Source organism: Streptomyces aureoversilis (assembly GCF_042657885.1).
Taxonomy (GTDB): domain Bacteria; phylum Actinomycetota; class Actinomycetes; order Streptomycetales; family Streptomycetaceae; genus Streptomyces; species Streptomyces aureoversilis.
Map to the genome: position 1 here is coordinate 50,319 of NZ_JBHSKJ010000014.1, position 18,714 is coordinate 69,032.

At 73.0% G+C, this 18,714-nt stretch carries 19 protein-coding genes and 1 pseudogene; 10 read left to right on the forward strand and 10 right to left on the reverse strand.

Features of this window, described 5'->3' with window-relative positions; genetic code table 11:
• The first annotated feature begins 4 nt into the window (after positions 1 to 4).
• Complete coding sequence (locus ACFPP6_RS23660; RefSeq protein ID WP_382045756.1) at positions 5 to 781, forward strand: hypothetical protein; 777 nt, start codon at positions 5 to 7, stop codon at positions 779 to 781.
• Between the two features lie 49 nt (positions 782 to 830).
• Positions 831 to 1,352, forward strand: coding sequence for a hypothetical protein (locus tag ACFPP6_RS23665; protein ID WP_382045758.1), 522 nt, complete (start codon positions 831 to 833; stop codon positions 1,350 to 1,352).
• A gap of 391 nt (positions 1,353 to 1,743) precedes the next feature.
• On the opposite strand, the gene ACFPP6_RS23670 is transcribed toward ACFPP6_RS23665, so the two are convergent.
• Both ACFPP6_RS23670 and ACFPP6_RS23675 read right to left on the reverse strand, forming a co-directional pair.
• Entirely contained in the window at positions 1,744 to 2,361 is a 618-nt protein-coding gene (locus tag ACFPP6_RS23670) for a TOPRIM nucleotidyl transferase/hydrolase domain-containing protein (protein ID WP_382045760.1), read from the reverse strand.
• Between the two features lie 187 nt (positions 2,362 to 2,548).
• Positions 2,549 to 3,415 (reverse strand): EamA family transporter, encoded by an 867-nt coding sequence (locus tag ACFPP6_RS23675; protein ID WP_382045762.1) that lies wholly within the window; start codon positions 3,413 to 3,415, stop codon positions 2,549 to 2,551.
• A 137-nt stretch (positions 3,416 to 3,552) separates the two neighbouring features.
• Here ACFPP6_RS23675 and ACFPP6_RS23680 point away from each other — a divergent pair, with 137 nt between their 5' ends.
• On the forward strand, positions 3,553 to 4,128 hold the full coding sequence (locus ACFPP6_RS23680) for a helix-turn-helix domain-containing protein (RefSeq protein WP_382045764.1): 576 nt from the start codon (positions 3,553 to 3,555) through the stop codon (positions 4,126 to 4,128).
• A 49-nt stretch (positions 4,129 to 4,177) separates the two neighbouring features.
• Here the strand turns inward: ACFPP6_RS23680 and ACFPP6_RS23685 are convergent, their stop codons facing one another.
• The 3 genes and pseudogenes from ACFPP6_RS23685 to ACFPP6_RS23695 all read right to left on the reverse strand — a co-directional run.
• Positions 4,178 to 4,675, reverse strand: a complete 498-nt coding sequence (locus tag ACFPP6_RS23685) for a GNAT family N-acetyltransferase (protein ID WP_382045766.1) — start codon at positions 4,673 to 4,675, stop codon at positions 4,178 to 4,180.
• Between the two features lie 17 nt (positions 4,676 to 4,692).
• A complete protein-coding gene (locus ACFPP6_RS23690; protein WP_382045769.1) occupies positions 4,693 to 5,124 on the reverse strand; it encodes a CoA-binding protein in 432 nt (143 codons plus the stop codon).
• 70 nt (positions 5,125 to 5,194) lie between these two features.
• Positions 5,195 to 5,326, reverse strand: a pseudogene (locus ACFPP6_RS23695) (IS110 family transposase); the annotation flags it as partial.
• Between the two features lie 111 nt (positions 5,327 to 5,437).
• On the opposite strand from ACFPP6_RS23695, the gene ACFPP6_RS23700 reads away from it, so the two are divergent.
• Entirely contained in the window at positions 5,438 to 5,812 is a 375-nt protein-coding gene (locus ACFPP6_RS23700) for an ADP-ribosyltransferase (RefSeq protein WP_382045773.1), read from the forward strand.
• 21 nt (positions 5,813 to 5,833) lie between these two features.
• Here ACFPP6_RS23700 and ACFPP6_RS23705 read toward each other — a convergent pair whose 3' ends face one another.
• Together ACFPP6_RS23705 and ACFPP6_RS23710 are read right to left on the reverse strand one after the other, a co-directional pair.
• Complete coding sequence (locus tag ACFPP6_RS23705) at positions 5,834 to 6,709, reverse strand: hypothetical protein (RefSeq protein ID WP_382045776.1); 876 nt, start codon at positions 6,707 to 6,709, stop codon at positions 5,834 to 5,836.
• Positions 6,702 to 8,231, reverse strand: coding sequence for a hypothetical protein (locus tag ACFPP6_RS23710; RefSeq protein WP_382045778.1), 1,530 nt, complete (start codon positions 8,229 to 8,231; stop codon positions 6,702 to 6,704). The genes ACFPP6_RS23705 and ACFPP6_RS23710 overlap by 8 nt, the downstream gene beginning before the upstream one ends.
• A gap of 762 nt (positions 8,232 to 8,993) precedes the next feature.
• On the opposite strand from ACFPP6_RS23710, the gene ACFPP6_RS23715 reads away from it, so the two are divergent.
• Entirely contained in the window at positions 8,994 to 9,620 is a 627-nt protein-coding gene (locus tag ACFPP6_RS23715) for a YigZ family protein (protein ID WP_382045780.1), read from the forward strand.
• A gap of 94 nt (positions 9,621 to 9,714) precedes the next feature.
• Here the strand turns inward: ACFPP6_RS23715 and ACFPP6_RS23720 are convergent, their stop codons facing one another.
• Complete coding sequence (locus ACFPP6_RS23720) at positions 9,715 to 10,689, reverse strand: polysaccharide deacetylase family protein (RefSeq protein ID WP_382045783.1); 975 nt, start codon at positions 10,687 to 10,689, stop codon at positions 9,715 to 9,717.
• A gap of 99 nt (positions 10,690 to 10,788) precedes the next feature.
• Here ACFPP6_RS23720 and ACFPP6_RS23725 point away from each other — a divergent pair, with 99 nt between their 5' ends.
• Positions 10,789 to 11,958: an exonuclease SbcCD subunit D gene (locus tag ACFPP6_RS23725; RefSeq protein ID WP_382045786.1), complete on the forward strand. Its 1,170-nt coding sequence runs from the start codon at positions 10,789 to 10,791 to the stop codon at positions 11,956 to 11,958.
• Positions 11,955 to 15,110 (forward strand): AAA family ATPase, encoded by a 3,156-nt coding sequence (locus ACFPP6_RS23730; protein WP_382045788.1) that lies wholly within the window; start codon positions 11,955 to 11,957, stop codon positions 15,108 to 15,110. Before ACFPP6_RS23725 ends, ACFPP6_RS23730 begins: the two co-directional genes overlap by 4 nt.
• A 100-nt stretch (positions 15,111 to 15,210) precedes the next feature.
• Here the strand turns inward: ACFPP6_RS23730 and ACFPP6_RS23735 are convergent, their stop codons facing one another.
• Positions 15,211 to 15,657: an Lrp/AsnC family transcriptional regulator gene (locus tag ACFPP6_RS23735; RefSeq protein WP_382045791.1), complete on the reverse strand. Its 447-nt coding sequence runs from the start codon at positions 15,655 to 15,657 to the stop codon at positions 15,211 to 15,213.
• A 94-nt stretch (positions 15,658 to 15,751) separates the two neighbouring features.
• Here ACFPP6_RS23735 and ACFPP6_RS23740 point away from each other — a divergent pair, with 94 nt between their 5' ends.
• The 3 genes from ACFPP6_RS23740 (at position 15,752) to ACFPP6_RS23750 (ending at position 16,935) form a co-directional block, all read left to right on the forward strand.
• On the forward strand, positions 15,752 to 16,255 hold the full coding sequence (locus ACFPP6_RS23740; RefSeq protein WP_382045794.1) for a rhodanese-like domain-containing protein: 504 nt from the start codon (positions 15,752 to 15,754) through the stop codon (positions 16,253 to 16,255).
• A 78-nt stretch (positions 16,256 to 16,333) separates the two neighbouring features.
• Positions 16,334 to 16,564: a hypothetical protein gene (locus ACFPP6_RS23745; RefSeq protein ID WP_058041442.1), complete on the forward strand. Its 231-nt coding sequence runs from the start codon at positions 16,334 to 16,336 to the stop codon at positions 16,562 to 16,564.
• Entirely contained in the window at positions 16,564 to 16,935 is a 372-nt protein-coding gene (locus tag ACFPP6_RS23750) for a hypothetical protein (protein WP_058041443.1), read from the forward strand. The genes ACFPP6_RS23745 and ACFPP6_RS23750 overlap by 1 nt, the downstream gene beginning before the upstream one ends.
• An 80-nt stretch (positions 16,936 to 17,015) precedes the next feature.
• Here the strand turns inward: ACFPP6_RS23750 and ACFPP6_RS23755 are convergent, their stop codons facing one another.
• Entirely contained in the window at positions 17,016 to 18,701 is a 1,686-nt protein-coding gene (locus ACFPP6_RS23755) for a DUF885 domain-containing protein (RefSeq protein WP_382045796.1), read from the reverse strand.
• Positions 18,702 to 18,714 lie beyond the last annotated feature (13 nt).

Genomic DNA, 18,714 nt, shown 5'->3' on the forward strand with positions numbered 1-18,714 from the left:
ACGCATGAAGCAGTCCCCCGACCACGAGGACGAGATCCTCGACGTCCGGCGGCACCAGGACCCCGGCCGGAACCAGCTGACCCCGGTGGTACAACTGCCCCCGGACGTCGCCCTGGCCGTGGTCGACGCCCTCGCCGGCCTGGTCCGGGCGGCCCACCGCACCGAGGAGGCGAGCCCGACCCCGCCCGGTGCGCTCAAACAGGCCCAGGAGTTCGAAGAAGGCGACGTCTTCATGCTGGAGCCCCCCTTCGAGGGCTTCTTCGCCGACCGCTACCTGATGGACTTCTACGACACCACCGAACGCGACATATGCTCGCGCATGCACCTGCACACCGGGCTGCGCTTCGTCCGGATGATGACGGGCCCGGAGACCACCATCCGGGTCTCCAGCCTCTCCCCGATCACGGTCCGCCCCGCGGCGGCGGGCTGGACCGGTCCGCTGAGCGCGTTCACCGACGCACTGCCCGGCACCCCCACCGGGGTCCACCGGGACCGGCACAACGTGATCGTGCCGCCGAACTCCTGGGTGGACATGCAGATACCGCGCGGGGTGTCACACCAGTTCAACGCGGTGGGGCCGCACGCGGTGATCGACTCGGTCCACCCGGAGGAATCCATCGAGACGCTCCGCGAGGGCATGTCGGGCTACCGCATGATGGCCCAGACCATCTTCCTCTCCAAGGACAAAAGCCCGGCCACCACCTGCGCCGACCTCACCGAACCGCCGGGAACCGATCGTCGTGCCCCCGGCGGAGGCGTAGCCGGGGACGTGGGGTGGTGATGTACCGCGCCGGCGTCATCCCCCACTGGAGCGCGGGTCCTGACAGATCATGATCACGGCATCCGACCCCTGGCAGGAGCACAACTTCGCAGCCCTGCTTGCCATCCTGATCGCCGGCACGGCGACCCTGCTGGGCCTCGCCGGGTACCTGTGCTCGCGGCTCACCCGACAGGCCCGGCGAGGATGCACGCCCGTCCGCCTATGGCGAGACCTGTCCCTGCTGACGGCCGCCGTCGCGCTCGCCGTCTACTTGTGGGGATGTCTTCACCTCCTCTTCCTCGAAGACCAGGAACTGGCCGAGAGGTGCGAGCGGCAGCGCCCCGCTGGAACACCGACCCTGGTCGGCCGCAGAGGCGACTTCATCCCGCTGCGTCTCGTGTGCGAGGCATCGAACGGCCACGACTACTCCGTCGTCATCCCCGGCTACATCAACCCGGCCGTCGCTCTCCTACTGCTCCTCGCGCTCACCTGCGCCCTCATCTCCGTCGTCCTCCACTCGGACCCGCCGCGGGGCCGTCCTCCTCGCAACCGACCGACTACGGCAACTGACAAGGAAGCGGAGCAAACGTGAGCACGCCGATCCGCTTGATCGACCCCTCCGACGCCCCCGCGCCGGCCGAGTTGCTCACCAAGGACAGGCAGGCGTACACGCGCTGGCTGCCTGCCAGGCCCGAGGAGTTCTACACGCCCGACGGCCAGACCGCGGCCATCGCGACCCTGCTCGAGTCCCACGACAAGGGGCTCACGTGGCCCGGCGTCATGGTCTCCGACGGGAGCGCCATGGGGCAGGTCACCATCAGCTCCATCCTGCGCGGCCCGTTCCGGAAGGGGTTCCTCGGCGGCTGGATCTCCACAGCCTGGAGGCACACACCCAACTGGAGAACCTCGCCTCTGAGACGATCCTCCGCAAGCACGGATTCCGTGGCTCCTGCAGCCGCCGCTGCTGTAGCCACAGGCACCGCTCACAGGCTCGCGAGCAGATCGTCGAGCGGAGCCGGTACCTGTCCGGGGCCGAGGGCCTCGACGAGGAGGTGGCCGTAGCGGATCTTGCGGCCTTTCTTCGTGCCGAGGAAGCGCCGCAGCTGCTGCTGCCGGGGCCGGCCGTGCTGCGCGGGCTGGCGCAGGAAGGTCTGCCAGGCGCGGAGGTCGCCCTCGGCCCGGACGATCTCCTCGACCCTCGCCGTGCCCTGCGCGCGGATGAGTTCCTCCTCCAGGTCCCGCACGCAGACGAAGAAGCTCCGCTTCGGCGCCCCTGCGCGCTGCAGCCCGCGGTCGTAGAAGCGCTGCTCGCCCTCGTCGCACAGTCCTGCCAGGCGCAGGCCGAGGCCGGGCGGCCCGAGGAGGCCCGCGTAGCGGCCGACGCTCATCGCCCCGCCCATCGGCACGACGCACACCCCCTCGGCGTCGAGGTCCCGGCCGCGCCGTGCGGCCAGCGTCTCCACGGCCGCGAGGTCACTCGGCCCTTCCAGCAGCACCGCGGTCCGCACGCCCAGCCGCACGGCCAGCTCGCTCGCCGCCCCGCCGGAACCACCGTCGGCCCAGCCCCGCACCGCATCTTGAAACGCCCTCATGTCCGCCATGCAGCGAGTCTGCGCTTCCGCCGGCGGCACGGCACGGAATATTCGCCGGGACTCGCTCGGCATGGCCGCCCCGGCGGTGCGCGGTGCGCGGGATGACGGGTCCTGACCGGTCACCGCGCACCGCGGCCACTGCCAAGACCGGCTGACCTGAGCTGTCTTCCCGGTGAGCGCGCTGCTCGCCGGGGGCTCAGCCCGTGGCCAGCAGGACCGTGCCCATGAGTGCCAGGCCGGCACCCGCCGCCTGGACCGTGCGCAGGCGTTCGCTCAGGACGCCCCGTGCGGCGAGGGCCGTGACGACGGGGTAGAGGGAGGCGAGGACGGCGGCGACGGTTACGGGGCCGTTGCTGGCGGCGATGGAGTACGTGCCGTTGGCGGCTACGTCGGCGAGGCCGACGAAGGCGAGCGGGAGCAGGGAGGAGCGGATGCCGTTCCAGCCGTCCTCCGGGAGGGCGGGCGCGCCGCGCCGTACGGAGATGTAGAGGGCGCCGCCGCCCACGACCACGTTGCACACGCGCTGGACGAACAGGGCGAGGAACAGGCCGGTGAGGTTGTGGGAGGCCTCGGCGATCAGGGCCATCACGGAGCCGAAGCCGAAGGCGGCGACGAGCGTGAGCATCAGGGTCTGACGCTGTACGGGGGCGCCGCCCTTGCTCGGGCCGCTGGCGAGGACGACGCCGGCAATGGCCACCGCGATGCCGGCGACCTGCAGGATGCCGGGGCGTTCGCCCAGGACGAGGCTGACGCCCAGCGGCACGGCGACGCCGCCGAGTGCGCCCAGGGGAGAGACGACTCCCATGGGGCCGAGGGCCAGCGCCCGGTAGAAGGCGAGCATGGCCGCCGGGCCGACGACGCCGGCCGCCACCGCGTACCAGAGCTGGGGGCCGGCCTCCGACCAGGCGCCCGTGGCGACGACGATCGTCCCCAGGGCGCCGACGGCCAGGAGCTGGGAGACCAGGACGACGGTCAGGGCCGGTATGCGCCGGGTCAGCAGCCCGCCGCCGAAGTCGGCCAGCCCCCACAGGAAGCTCGTGGTCAGGGCGAAGACCGCCGTCATCGGGACACCTCGCAGTACAGTGTGGTGAACAGTGCAGTGCACTACACCGTAGTTCACTATCGTCGACTTCGGTAATAAAATATTGACGGCACCGGTACGCAGCAGACGGCAGAGACGACGGAAGAGAAGACGCACCCATGGCGACGGACCTCGACCGGCTCACCCAGTCGCTCGCCCGCAACCTCAAGCGCTGGCGCGGCGAGCGCCACCTCACCCTCGACGCGCTGGCGGCCCGCTCCGGGGTCAGCCGTGGCATGATCATCCAGATCGAGCAGGCCCGCACGAACCCCAGCGTGGGGACGACCGTCAAGCTCGCCGACGCGCTCGGCGTCAGCATCACCACGCTCCTCGACCAGGAGCGGAGCACCCGCGTCCAGCTGGTGCCCAAGGAGCAGACGGTGCGGATGTGGTCGACGGAGGCGGGCAGTCACACCACCCTGCTCGTGGGGGCCCAGGGCCCCGGGCCCGTCGAGCTGTGGGACTGGCGCATCGCCCCCGGCGACGTCAGCGCCTCCGACCCGCACCCGGCCGGCACGCTCGAACTGCTCACGGTCACCGCGGGCGAGCTCAGCCTCGTGGTGGACGGCGAGGAGTTCACCGTGCCCGCCGGCGCCTCCGCGACGTTCGAGGCGAACGTGCCCCACACCTACCGCAACGACGGCGCGGAGCCGGTGGAGATGACGATGGCCGTCGTCGTGCCGCCCGCCCACTGACCGCGCCGGCACCGGCCGCCCGCGGGCGGCCCCGTCGAAGGCGCCTCCGTCAGGGCCGCGCCGCGCGCGACGCCACGTTCAGGGACAGCGCCATCGAGTGCTCGGCGAAACCCAGGCTCCGGTAGAGGTGTTCGGCGTCCGGCGTCGCGTGCAGGTCGACGCGCGTGACGCCCTGCCCGGCGAACCAGTCCAGCAGCGCCTCTGTGGTCGCCCGCGCGAAGCCGCGCCCTCGGTAGCGCTCGTCGGTGGACACGGTGAAGACGAAGCCGAACCGCCCGTGCGGGTGGCCGGGCGCGGCCAGCCGCTCCTCCACCCGGCCCACGGCGCACGCGGCCAGGTGCGGCGGCCCGCCCCGCGCCGGGTCGCCGTCCACGACGAACGCCCCGAGCAGGCGCGGCCGTGCCGCGAGCTGCCGGCGCGCCTGCTCCTCCGCCGCGCGCTCCCAGTCGCCCCGGGCATCGTCGTCGTTCATCGAGGCGAACATCAGCCGGCGGAGCCGGACGATCTCGGCGGCGTCCTCCGGGGTCGCCTCCCGCACGCCGGTCATGAGATGACGCCTCCCGGTCATGAGGTGACGCGCGCGTTCCGGAGCCGCAGCGCGTCCAGCTCGATGGCCGGGCACCGGTCCATCACCATGTCCAGGCCCGCCGCACGCGTCCGCTCGTAGGCCTCCTCGTCGACGACGCCCAGCTGGAACCAGACCGCCTTCGCGCCGATCGCGACGGCCTCGTCCGCGACCGGGCCCGCGAGGTCGCTGTTGACGAAGACGTCCACCACGTCGACCTCGAAGGGGATCTCCGCCAGGGAGGCGTAGCCCTGCTCGCCGTGCACCGTTTCGGCCTTGGGGTGCACCGGCACGACGCGCTTGCCGTGGCGCCGCAGCACCTCGGCCACGCCGTAGGCCGCCCGCCGCGTGTTGGACGACAGTCCGACCAGCGCCCACGTGTCGCCGGTCTCCTCGATGATCTTCCGGATGATCCCCGGTTCTGCGTACATGCCCGCTCAACGATCATCCCCCCGCCACCATTCCCGGGGCGCCGCATAGACACCTCGCGACGCTAAGGCGTCAAGCGGCGGCGGTGAGAGGTGTGGGGAAGGCGAGCTGTTCATCGAACAGCTCGCCTTTCTGCAGGCAGTGGTAGAGCTGTCCGATCATGCGGTTGAAGAGGTTCCTCTGCGCGGAGGCGTGCCAGTCTCCGTGCGGGGACAACCACCGGCTCATCAACCGCGTTCTCACCACCCCGCGGATTCACGTCGATCGGCGTCGGCCGGCACACTGCTGCGGGACGAGGCCAAGACCCACGCCGACATGCTCGCCGACTCCCTGCACCGGCTGCCTCCCGTCAAGGGAACGGTGTACCGCGCGGGGTGGGAGATGTGGCCCCGGAAGCGGCTGTCCTTCAGCGGCTTCACCAGCACCAGCGAGAAACGGAAGAAGGCCGAGGAATTCCTGCCGCTCCAGTACCCGACCGCCGGCGGCCGCAGGGCCCTCTACCAGCTCGCGCTCGCCGGACGTAGCGGGCGGGACATCTCCGCCTTCTCGCAAAAGCCGGAGGAGAAGGAAGTGCTCCTCCTGCCAGGGGCGGCGTTCACCGTACAACTGCGCAACCGCAACGAAGTCGTACGCGTCCAGGGACAGGAGATCCGCTACGACTTCGTCTGGGCCACGGAAGCGACCGGCTGACTCAGGTGCTTTCCGGCTCGGCTACGGCTTGGCCAGGAGGTCGGTGCGGTGCTGTTCGAGGTCGGTGACGTTTTTGAGGCCCGCCTGGACCGTGTACCGGGTGTGGACCCCGTCGGGACCCTTCTCCGGGGTCAGCTGCAAGCTGTTCGCGACGAAACCCCAGCTGCCGCCTGTATAGACGCCCTTGATCCTGCCGTCCACCGTCCCGGCGGCGTCGAAGGGTTCGCCCTTCCAGCGGAAGGTCCAGTGGGTGCGGTACCAGGCGTCCAGCTGCTCCGGGGCGGCCAGGAAGTGCTCGCCGCTCGGGTCCCGGGGATCGGCGACGAGCTCCTCAGGCCGGTCATCCCCGGTGGTCAGAGCGATGAGGCCCGACGCGTCTGCCTCAGCAGCGGCCGGATACGTCCGGCCGCGGTGAACCGCGTAGGCCTTGGGGCGGAAATGGTCAAACTCGTCCAGACGCCGCACGAGAGCGTGCCGGGGCTGGAGGAGATCCTTGCGGTGCTGCTCCAGCTCGGTGACCTCGTCGCGCGGGAAAACGCCGCGGTAGCCGATGACCCGGCGCTTGAGGTGCTCCTTGGCGAAGCGTTCGTCGGAGCCGAGGTAGTTGCCCGACAGCGTGGTGGGCGTGGTGGCGGTGCACTCGAAGAGCTCGCCGCGCCAGCGGAACGTCCACGTCACGGCATACCAGGCTTCCAGGCGCTCCAGCGGAACCGGGTATCCCACCGATCCGTCGGCGGCCCGGCGCGGCGCGACCTCTTCGGGTGCGGGGCGCCCGGGCTCGGGCAGCAGCTCGACACACGGCCACAGACCCTCGGCGCCACGGGCCTGATAGAGCTCACCTCGGAAGACAGCGACCTCGCCCTTGACCGGGGAGGGTTGGCCCACGGGGTCAGCCATAGTATTTCCACAGCCTTTCGTTCTTGTCGAAGAAGCCGACGGCCTCTTCGGTGCCATCGTCATGCATGAGCCAGATCTCAGCATCGTGGGGGAAGCCGGTGGGCTCGGCCATCCACTCCGGGACACCCCCGCCGGTGTAGCCGGTGCCGAGGAACGGATCAAGATAGGCCAGTCCCTCGCTCCGGCCGGTCATGCGGGCGACGTGGTCGGCCCGCTCCTGGTCGCCGACGGCGCCGAAAGACGGCTCGGCACGCATGTCGTCCGGTGCCGGGAAGCGCAGCTGGTACGTCTCGGACGCGCCCGGTGGGACCGCGGACCAGCCGGCGCCGCCATCGTCAAGAGCGAGCCCGTCGCGCAGTTGGTCCATGCTGCGCAGGTCGGCGGTGTCACAGCCGCGCGCGATGGAGCCGCCGAACTGGGCGGGCCTGAATTTGTCGTCCTCGTCGGACGGTGTGAAGTTCTCCAGGTAGGCCTGCGCGCGCTCGGGTGTGACCACCTTGGTCACCATTTGGCCCTCGCCGAGCTTGATCGCGTCACGGACCCCGACGACCTCACGGGCCTGCTCATCCGTCAGCTCGTTGGTCCGGCTGATCCGGAGCTTGTCGTGCTCGGAGCGGTCCAGGCCGCGTGCGCCCAACTCGTCATCGAGCTCATCCTGGTAGTTGGGGCCGTCGCGCAGCGCGTCGTTGCCGTACCGTCCTTCCGAAGCCTCATCGACCGGGCCCAAGGCATCCGCAGGCTCGCCCTGCGACTCATCACCCGGGTCCGGAGCATCGTCCGCCTGCTCGGCACCCGCGTCCTGCGCGACTGCGGGGTCTGTCTCGGAGTCCGCGTCCGCCGCGTCAACGGGTTCCGGGGCAGCATCGTCGGACTGCTCAGCCTCCGGATCCGGAGCGTCGGATTCTTCTCCGTCCGTGGGTTCTGGGGCGTCTGTCGGGCCTATGCCGGAGTCTGCGTCCTCAGCGGTCGTCGGTTCCGGGGCGTCAGCGTCCCATCGCTCGGCTTCCGGTTCCGGAGTCTCGGCTTGCTCGGGCGCACTGTCGGATTCCTCTACGGCCTCCGACTCCGGGGCCTCGTCCGCTTCGTCGATACCCGTGTCTTCGGCACTCGCTTCCTCGGCACCCGTTTCCCGTGAGTCCTGCGCATCCGTCGGTTCCGGAGCATCGGCGTCGGGTCGCTCGGGCCCCGGTTCCGGCGCGTCGGCCTTCTCCGGTGTGCGGTCGGCTTCCTCCGCGCCCACCGGTTCCGGGGCGTCGGCTTTCGGCTGCTCGGATTCCGGCTGTGGCGCGTCGCTGTTCTCCGGCGCGTTGTCCGGTTCCTCCGCAGCCGCCGGATCCGGGGCGTCGTCCGACTGCTCGGCATCCGAGGCGCGCCCGCCCGTGGGTTCCGGGGCGTCCGCCGGGCCCGTACCGGAGTCCGCATTCGCCGCGTCCGTCGCCTTCGTCGGTTCCGGGGCGTCGACGGGCTCGGGCGGCGGGGCCTCTTGGGGCGGCGGGGGCTGCTCGGGCGGACGGTCGCTCATGAACGGCATTCTGACACGGTCACGTCAAAGCGTTTCAACTCGGGCGTACGGGGACCCCCGCGCGCGATTCCCGTGCCGTGATGCGTTTGTGCCCTGGCCACCGGACCGGTGGCCAGGGCACAAACGCGAAAGACGATGGTCAGGCGGCAGGGCCGGCCGTGGCCGGCCGTGCGCGGACGCGGGTGAGGACGGCCGTGCCTTCGTACGTCGTCACCTTGTCCTCGGCGGGCGGGTTGAGGATGCTTCGGCCCAGTCGATTCCGCAGGAGATCAAGTCATTCCTCTCTTTGAGCATGAGCTGTTTGCGCTGGTCACGAGGGCATGCGGGCCACGCAGCGACCTAATTCCAGGACTCGGCCAGAGACCGGTCCGCCACCTCGCTAGCCGTTCGTGGCACCAGCGCGCCGCGCGGGCCTCGGTCTATGCGGGAGCTCGGACAGGCTCGGGCGAATCGAGAGGTCACCGTGTAGCGGGCTCGCACCACGAAGATCAACGAGTCGACAGCACGGAAGGTGGTGGCGGTCATGAAGACGCCGGACGCCGCCGCTCTGCACTGAGGCATCGAGCGCCCGGCAGCCAATAGGCATCCGCCCGGCGCCCGCGCGACCGCCACCATCAGCACGAGGACCGTCCACACGGTCCAGCCGGAGGCCTCACAAGCCCGGCTCAATCAAGGCATCGCGGTCCTCAGCACTCGAACAACCCCCACAGGGCCAGCCCGTGCGCCTCAAAGGGATCGTTCAGAAGGAATTAGGCTGGCGGGATGACGGAGCAGTACCGGACGGTCGCGCGCGAGGGCGTGCACGAGATCGAGATCAGCAAGTCGCGCTTCATCTGCGCGCTCGCGCCAGCCGCCACCGAGGAGGAGGCGCAGGCGTTCGTCGCGCGCATCCGCAAGGAGCACCCCACCGCCCGCCACCACTGCTTCGCCTACGTGCTGGGCGCCGACGGGTCCGTGCAGAAGGCGAGCGACGACGGCGAGCCGGGCGGCACCGCCGGCGTGCCCATGCTGCAGATGCTCCTACGCCGCGAGGTCCGCTACGCCGTCGCCGTCGTCACCCGCTACTTCGGCGGCGTCAAGCTCGGCGCGGGCGGGCTGATCCGCGCCTACGGGGGCGTGGTCGGCGAGGCCCTGGACGTGCTCGGGACCGTCACCCGGCAGCGCTTCCGGCTGGCGTCCGTGACCGTCGACCACCAGCGCGCCGGCAAGCTGGAGAACGACCTGCGGGCGACGGGGCGGGCCGTGCGCGAGGTGAGCTACGGCGCGGAGGTCCGCATCGAGGTGGGACTGCCCGAGGCGGACGTCGAGGGCTTCCGCGCCTGGCTCGCCGACACCACCGCCGGCGCCGCCCGCCTCGAACTGGGCGGGGAGGCCTACGGGGACGCCTGAGCCCCGTCCGGTCCCGAGGCCTGCATGGTCTCGGGGCCACCCCTTCCCGGGCCGGGAGCCCCGGTCGGCCCGCCCGTTCCCGTCGCCGGCCGCGTCAGGCGTAGTCCTCCAGCCGCGCCAGCGCGTAGCCCTGCTCCGTGAGCTTGCGCAGCACCGTCCGCAGCATGTCGCACATGGTGCCGCCCCATGCCCTGGGCCCGTTGAAGTGGGTCAGGATGATGTCGCCGGGGTGGAACTGCTGGTCGTCGTGGCGGAAGTCGATCCGGTCCGCGAAGGCCTCCTCGTTCCACAGGGGCGCGGCCTGTATCCCGCAGTCCTCCGCGACGGCGAGGGTGTCGGCGTCGAAGTCGCCGAACGGCGGCCGGAAGAGCGACGGTGTGACGCCTATCTCACGTTCCAGGATCTCCTGCTGGCCGCAGATCTCGTTGTACTTCTCGTCCTCGGAGACGTGGTTCAGCTGCGGGTGGCGCAGCGTGTGGTTCTGGATGGAGACGCCGAGGGCGTGCAGGTCGCGGAAGTAGCCGTAGTCCTCGGCCGCGGACTCGTCGGTGAGGAAGGCCGACAGCGGCACCTGCAGCTCCCGCACCATGTCCAGGAACTCCCGGTCCTTCGCCGCGCCGTCGTCGATCGTCAGGAAGGCGATCTTCTCGGTGGTCGGCACGGAGGCGGGTGCGGGGATCAGCCCCGATCCCTTGTCCGCCCACTCCGGCGTGGACAGCTCCGGCTTCTCCTTCGGCGGGGGCGGCGCGACGAGCGGCGCCTCGTCCAGGCCCCAGCGCTGTGCCGCCGCGAGCCGCTGCTCGGGGGTCAGCTTCGCCTTCGGCACCGGTGGCGGCTGCTCCCGCGCCTGCTGGTGGGGGTGGCCCGGTCGGTGCCCGGGGCCGGCCGCGTTCTGGCCGTCCCCGGTTCCGGGCAGGGAGCCGTCCCGGGTCGCGCACGCGGCTCCGACGGCGAGCAGCAGGACCGCGGTCAGCACCAGGTGGAGGGGGCGCGGGGTGCGGCGGCGGCGTATGGAGCTGCGGGCACCACCGTGCCGCCGCCGCCCGAAGGCGTTTCGTATAAGTCGCATATTTCCGGATCCTTTCAGCGGGTTGCCGCGCCCGCCCGCCCGGTTCACCCATCGGGGCCATGCCCCGCCACCCGCCCGCAGATGGAACACTTGGGGCCCGTGAGGATCCTGCATACGTCCGACTGGCACCTGGGCCGCTCGTTTCACCGGGTGAACCTGCTGGACGCCCAGCGCGACTTCATCGGCCACCTCGTCCGCACCGTCCGGGACGAGCGGGTCGACGTGGTGCTCGTCGCGGGCGACGTCTACGACCGGGCGGTCCCCCCGCTCGGCGCCGTCGCCCTGTTCGACGAGGCGCTCCACCGCCTCGCGGACCTCGGCGTGCCCACCGTCATGATCTCCGGCAACCACGACTCCTCCCGCCGCCTGGGCGTGGGCGCGGGGCTCCTCGACCGGGCCGGCATCCACCTGCGCACCGACCCCGCCGGCTGCGCCACCCCCGTCGTCCTCACCGACGCCCACGGCGACGTCGCCTTCTACGGCCTGCCCTACCTGGAGCCCGCCCTCGTCCGCGAGCAGCTCGGCGCCGAGCGCGCCGGCCACACGGCCGTGCTGGAGGCCGCCATGGCCCGCGTCCGCGCCGACCTCGCCACGCGGCCCGCAGGCACCCGCTCCGTCGTCCTCGCACACGCCTTCGTCACCGGCGGCACCACCAGCGACAGCGAGCGCGACATCACCGTCGGCGGCGTCGCCCAGGTCCCCGCCGCCGTCTTCGACGGCGTCGACTACGCCGCTCTCGGCCACCTGCACGGCTGCCAGACCATCACCGAGCGCGTCCGCTACTCCGGCTCGCCGCTGGCCTACTCCTTCTCCGAGACCGACCACCGCAAGTCCATGTGGCTGATCGACCTGGACGCCGCCGGAGCCGTGACCGCCGAACGGATCGACTGCCCGGTCCCGCGCCCGCTCGCCCGCATCCGCGGCCGCCTCGACGACCTGCTGCAGGACCCGCGGCTCGCCCGCCACGAGGACGCGTGGGTCGAGGCCACCCTCACCGACCCCCACCGCCCGGACGAACCCATGGCCCGGCTCGCCGCCCGCTTCCCCCACGTCCTCAGCCTCGTCCTCGACCCCGAACGCACACCCCAGGACCCCCTCGCCTCCTACGCACGGCGCCTGCGCGACCGCACCGACCGGGAGATCGCCGAGGACTTCGTGGCCCACGTGCGCGACGGCCTGGGGCCCGACGACGCCGAACGCCAGATCCTCACCGACGCCCTCGACCACGTACGGCTGGCCGCGGCCGGCGAGGAAGCGGGGGCCCGATGAGGCTGCACCGGCTGACCGTCACCGCCTTCGGACCCTTCGGCGGCACCCAGCACATCGACTTCGACGCGCTCTCCGCCGACGGCCTCTTCCTCTTCCACGGCCCCACCGGAGCGGGCAAGACCTCCGTCCTCGACGCCGTCTGCTACGCCCTCTACAACGAGGTGCCCGGCACCCGCCAGGGCAGCGGCGCCCCCGTGCTGCGCAGCGACCACGCCGCCGACGGCACCCTCACCCAGGTCGTGCTCGACCTCACCGTCGGCGGGCGCCGACTGGAGATCACCCGCCGCCCCGAGCAGCTGCGCCGCAAGAAGAAGGGCACCGGCTTCACCAAGGAACGGGCCGCCAGCGAGCTGCGCGAGCACCGCTCCGGGACGTGGGAGGGCCTCAGCCGCTCCCACCAGGAGATCGGCGAGGAGATCAAGCAGCTGCTCGGCATGAGCCGGGAGCAGTTCTGCCAGGTCGTCCTGCTGCCCCAGGGCGAGTTCGCCCGCTTCCTCGGAGCGAAGGACGCCGCCCGCGGCGAACTCCTCGGCAGGCTCTTCGACACCGGCCGCTTCGGCGCCGTCGAGAAGCGCCTCGCGGAGCTGCGCCGGGCCGCCGAGGCGGGCGTACGGGCGGGCGACGACGGGCTGCTCGCCCTCGCCCACCGGATGCGCCAGGCCGCCGGAGACCCGTCGCTGCCCGAGGTGGGCACGTCCTCGCCCGCCGCGGCGACCGGGGGCGGCACCACCGCACCCGCCGGCCGCGCCCGCGACGGCGTCCCGGCACCCCGCACGGCGTCCGGTCGTCCGGCCGCCGCCGGGCGGGCCGTCCCGGCCCAGCGCACCGCCGCGGCCCCGCTCACCCCCGGCGACCCCGGCCTCGCCGAAGCCGTCCTGGAGTGGGCCGCCCTCGCCCGCAGCAGCGCCCGGGAACGCCGGGACATCGCCGTCGTCGCCGCGCGCACCGCCGAGCACGCCCACCGGGCCGCCCAGGAACACGCCGACGCCGTACGCGAACTCGCCCGCCTCCAGCACCGGCACGCCGCCGCCCGCGAGCGCGCCGCCGCCCTGGCCGCCCAGGGCGACGCCCATGAGGCCGCCCGCGAAAGGATGCGCCGGGCCCTCGCAGCCGACGGCGTCGTCCCCCTCCTGGACCTGCGCGCCGAAGCCGAGCGGGCCCACGCCGCGGCCGTCGCCGGTGAGCAGCGCGCCCGCGCGGCGCTCCCCGAAGGACAGCAAGAAGCAGGGGCCGGGCAACTCGCCGCACGGGAGCGGAGTCTCCGCGAGGAGCTCGGCTCGCTGTCGGCCGCCCGCCGCGCCGAGGAGCGCGCCGCCGGGATCGCGGTCCAGCTGCGCGAACTGGAGCACGAGGCCCGCACCGACGAGGACGAGCTCGCCGAGGCCGGCGCCTGGCTCGACGGCTGGGACGCCCTGCGCGACGCCTGCGAACGACGCGTCGAGACCGCACACACCGAAGCCACCCGGGCCGTCCGCCTGGAGGCCGAGACCGGCCCCCTCCGCACGCGGCTGGCCGCCGCCCGCGACCGCGACCGCCTCACCGGCGACGCCGCCGCGGCCGAGCAACGGCTCACGGACGCCCGGGAGAAGGCCGTCACCGCCCGCACCACCTGGCTCGACCTCAAGGAACGCCGCCTGGACGGCATCGCCGCCGAGCTCGCGGGCGGGCTCCAGCCCGGCACCGCCTGCAAGGTGTGCGGAGCCACCGAGCACCCCGACCCGGCGCGCGCCGCCGCCGGCCGGGTCGACCGCGCCGACGAGGAGGCCGCGCTGGCCGCCTTCCAGCGCGCCGACGCCCGGCGCGAGGAGGCCGCCCGGGAGCTCCAGGGACTCCGGGACGCCCTCGCCCGCGCCGAGGCCGACGCCGGCGGAGCCACGGCGGCCGAGCTCGAAGCGCTCGCCGGTGAACTGGGCCGCTCCCTGGCCGAGGCACGCGCGGCGGGCGCCGACCTGCACGCGGCCCAGGAGGCGCTCCGGCGGGCCGAGCGCGAGCACGACCTGCGCCGCGAGGCCCGGCAGGCCGCCCTGACGCGGACCACCGCGCGCACGACGCGCCGCGAACAGCTCGACCGCGACCTGGCCGCCCTGGAGGAGGAGCTGGCCCGGGCCCGCGGCGGGGAGGAATCCGTCGCCCGCCGGGCCGCCCACCTGGAACGGCAGCTGGACGTCCTGGCCGGCGCCGTCGAGGCCGTCCGCGCCGCGGCGGACGCGGCCGACCGGCTGAAGGAGGCCGACGCCCGGCTCGCCGACGCCGCCTTCCGCGCCGGCTTCGGCAACCCCGCGCTCGCGGAGGAGGCCGTGCTCGGCCCGGCGGCCCGGCGGGAGCTGCAGGAGCGCCTCGACGCGCGGGCCCGCGAGGAGGCCGCCGTGGCCGCCGAACTCGCCGACCCGCAGACCGTGGACGCCGCCGCCCGCCCCGCCGCCGACCCCGAGGCCGCCGCCGTGGCCCTCGCCGCCGCGACCGCCCGGCTCCGCGAGGCCTCCTCCGCCGAGGCCGCCGCCCGCACCCGCTGCCAGGAGCTGGACCGGCTCTCCGCCTCGGCCGTCACCGACGCCCGCCGGCTCGCCCCGCTGCGCGAGGAGTACCACCGCGTGGCGGAGCTGGCGGCGCTCGCCGCGGGCACCTCCACCCGCAACGAACGCCGGATGCGCCTGGAGTCGTACGTCCTGGCCGCCCGCCTCGAACAGGTCGCGGCCGCCGCGACCGCCCGGCTGCGGCGCATGTCCGCCGGCCGCTACACCCTCGTCCACTCCGACGCCCGGGCCGGCGGCAACGCCCGCTCCGGCCTCGGCCTGCACGTGATCGACCACTGGACGGGCAAGGAGCGCGACACCGCCACGCTCTCCGGCGGCGAGACCTTCTTCGTCTCGCTCGCCCTCGCCCTGGGCCTCGCCGACGTCGTCACGGAGGAGGCGGGCGGCGTCCGCCTGGACACCCTCTTCATCGACGAGGGCTTCGGCAGCCTCGACGAGCAGACCCTGGACGAGGTGCTGGACGTCCTGGACTCGCTGCGCGAGCGGGACCGCGCCGTCGGCATCGTCAGCCACGTCGCCGACCTGCGCCGGCGCGTGCCCGCACAGCTGCGGGTGGTCAAGGGCCGCTCGGGCTCGGCCGTCCGCCACGAGGTCGCCGGCGCCGGCCTGCCCGACTGAGCACGCCGCGCAAGGTCCGGGCCCGGCCCGCACGGGGTCCGGGCCGGGTTCGGTCCGCACCGGCCCGGCCCGGTCCGCACCGGCCCGGTACGGCGCGGCTTCAGCGGCCGATCGCGCGCCGCGGCAGCGGGGAGGAGTACACGACGCTGGTGGTCACCGACCCCAGCGCGCCGATCCGGCCCGCCACCTCCTCCAGGTGCCGCATCGACCGGGCCGCGACCTTGATCACGAAGCAGTCGTCGCCGGTGACGTGGTGGGCCTCCAGGATCTCCGGCGTGCTCTCCAGCAGGTCGTGGAAGGGTTTGTAGTTGCCGTTGGGGTAGCGCAGCCGGACGAAGGCGAGGACGGACATGCCCAGCTTCTCGGGGTCGACGACGGCCGTGTAGCCGCCGATGACGCCCGCCTCCTCCAGCCGGCGCACCCGCTCGGTGACGGCGCTGGAGGACATGTTCACGATCCGCGCCAGCTCGGCGTAGCCGGCGCGTCCGTTGTGCTGCAGGGCGTCGAGGATGCGCCAGTCGGTGGCGTCGGGGGAATAGCCGGTCATGGGCGATGTTTAGCAGTGAAATCCCTGGTAACTCAAGAGTTTTGCCGAGGAATGACGGTTCTCCTCCGTGATCTTGCACCGTAGATTCACGGTCATGAACACCACCGCTTCCACCACTGCTCCTGCTCCCGCTCCCGCCACGAGCCGCGTCATGGCCGTGCCGCCCGCACCCTCCGCCGACGCCGCCGCGTACTTCGCCGCCCGGCTCGCCTTCCACACCGACGTCGCCGACGTGCACGCCGCCCTCGCCGAAGGCGCCGCGGACTTCGTCGTCGTGGACTCGCGCTCCACCGCCTCCTGGGACCAGGGCCACGTCCCCGGCGCCGTCCACCTGCCCACCGCGCAGATCCCGCAGCTGGCCCGGCAGTTCCTCGACCCCGCCGTCCCCGTCGTCGTGTACTGCTGGGGCCCCGGCTGCGACGGCGCCACCCGCGCCGCCCTGGCCCTCGCCCGGCTCGGCCACCGCGTCAAGGAGATGCTGGGCGGCATCGAGTACTGGATCCGCGAGGGCTACGCCGTGGAGACCGCCGACGGCACCCGGCAGCTCCCGCCGGACCCGCTCACCGCCCCGCTCGGCACGGACGACTGCGGCTGCTGACCGGCCGGGCGGGCGCCCCGCGCGCGAAGTCCGCCCGGGCCGCTGCCGCCCGCGGTACTCGGCCGGTACCGTGGGGGCATGCCGGCACTCAACATCGAATTCACGGAAGAGGAACTCGCGGCCATCCGCGAGGCCGCTGCCGCGGACGGCAAGAGCATCAAGGCGTACGTGCACGACCTGTCCGTGCGCGAGCAGCAGCGCCGCCGCTTCGTGGAGCGCGCCGCCAAGTTCTGGAACGAGCACGTGGCGGAGTTCGACGCCGCCTTCCCCGAGGAGGCTCCGCCGTCCACGGGTGGTGCGGCTGCCTGATGTCGCTGCTCATCGATCTGCCCTGGCTCCTCGGCGTACAGGAGCAGAAGCTGTACGAAGAGCCCGCCGTCCACGACTACACCGCCCTCGCCGCCGCCGTCTCGCGGCACGCCTTCGACGTGGCGAAGTTCGACCACGAGCCCGACGCCGCCTGGCGCGCGGCCGCCCTGATGCACACCCTCGTCCGCCTGCAGCCGCTGCCGGTGCGCAGCAGCCTGTACGCGTGCATGGTCGTCGTGGCCTACATGGCCGCGGCCGGCGAGGGCATCGACCCGCCGTACGGGTCGATAGTCGACCTCGCGCGCGACATCAAGGAGTACCGCGTCGACGTCTACGAGTGCGCCGACCGGATCCGGACCTGGCGGATCTGAGCGGATCCGAGCGGGTCCGAGCGGATCCAAGAGGTCCCAAAAACGAAAGGGGGCGGGCCCGTAGGCCCGCCCCCTCGCCGTCACAGCACGGACAGCTCGGCCACCAGGTCGTCCAGGCCCAGCGAGCCCTGCGACAGCGCCGCCATGTGCCAGGCCTTGGCGTCGAAGGCGGCACCGTGCGCGGCGCGGGCGGCGTCGCGGCCGGCCAGCCAGGCCCGCTCGCCCAGCTTGTAGCCGGTCGCCTGGCCGGGCATGCCGAGGTAGCGCACGAGCTCGCTCTCGACGAAGTCCGCCGGGCGGCCGCTGTGCATGCCGAAGAACTCCTGCGCCAGCTCCGGCGTCCAGCGCTCACCGGGGTGGAAGGGGGAGTCCGCGGGGATCTCCAGCTCCAGGTGCATGCCGATGTCGACGATCACGCGGGTGGAGCGCATCATCTGGGCGTCGAGGTAGCCCAGCCGGTGCTCGGGGTCGGTGAGGAAGCCCAGTTCGTCCATGAGCCGCTCCGCGTACAGCGCCCAGCCCTCGGCGTTGGCGCTGACCCCGCCGAGGGTGACCTGGTAGCGCGAGAGCTGCTCGGCCACGTGCATCCACTGCGCGAGCTGGAGGTGGTGGCCCGGGACGCCCTCGTGGTACCAGGTGGACACCAGGTCGTAGACGGGGAAGCGGGTCTGACCCATGGTCGGCAGCCACGTGCGGCCCGGGCGGGAGAAGTCCTCCGACGGCTCGGAGTAGTACGGGGCCGCCGCGCCGCCGGGCGGGGCGATGCGGGACTCGACCCGCTTGACCCGCTCGGCCAGCTCGAAGTGCGTGCCGTCCAGCGCCTCGATGGCCCCGTCCATCAGCTCCTGCAGCCAGACGCGCACCTCCTCGACGCCCTCGATGTGCGTGCCGTGCTCGTCGAGGTGGGCCAGCGCCTCCCACGGCGTCCTCGCCCCGGGCAGCACCTTCTCCGCCTCGGTGCGCATCTCGCCGAGGATGCGGTGGAACTCCGACCAGCCGTACGCGTAGGCCTCGTTGAGGTCGAGGTCCGTGCCGTTCCAGTAGCGCGACCAGCGGGCGTAGCGCTCGCGCCCGACGACCTCCGGGGCCCCTTCGACACCCGGCGCGTAGACGTCGCGCAGCCAGTCGCGCAGCACGGCGAGGCCGCCCGTCGCGGCGGCCGCCGCCGCGTCCAGCTCGGCGCGCAGCTCCTGCGGGCCCTCGGCGGTGAAGTCGCCGAACCAGCCGTTGCCGGTGCCGATCCACTCGTCCAGCTGCGTGAGGTTGGTGGCGACCTGCCGCGGCCCGGCGGGCAGCTTGCGCTCCAGGCCCTCGGCGAGCGAGGCCCGGTAGCCCTCCAGGGCCGCGGGTACGGCCCGCAGCCGCTCGGCGATCGCCGCCCAGTCCTCGGCGGAGTCGGCCGGCATCATGGTGAACACCTCGCGCACCGAGTGCAGTGGCGAGTGGATGTTGCTGACGGCGCGCAGGTGCTCGTCCGCGTCGTGCACCGCGAGCTGGGCGGTGAGGCGCTCGCGCAGCAGACGGGCGCAGCGGCGCTCGATGCCGGAGTCGGCGCCGGGCTGCCGCTCGGCCTCGGCGAGGCGGTCGAGCGTGGTGCGCGCGAGGTCGGCGACGGCCTGCTGGCCCGCGGGGGAGAAGTCCGGCAGCCGCGACGCGGACCCCGCAACTCCGAGATAGGTGCCCGTGATGGGGTCGAGTTCGGTGTACGCGTCGACGTAGGCGTCGGCGACCTGGCGGGGAAGCGGGGTGCTCGTCTCGTTCGGCATGCCGACATCCTCA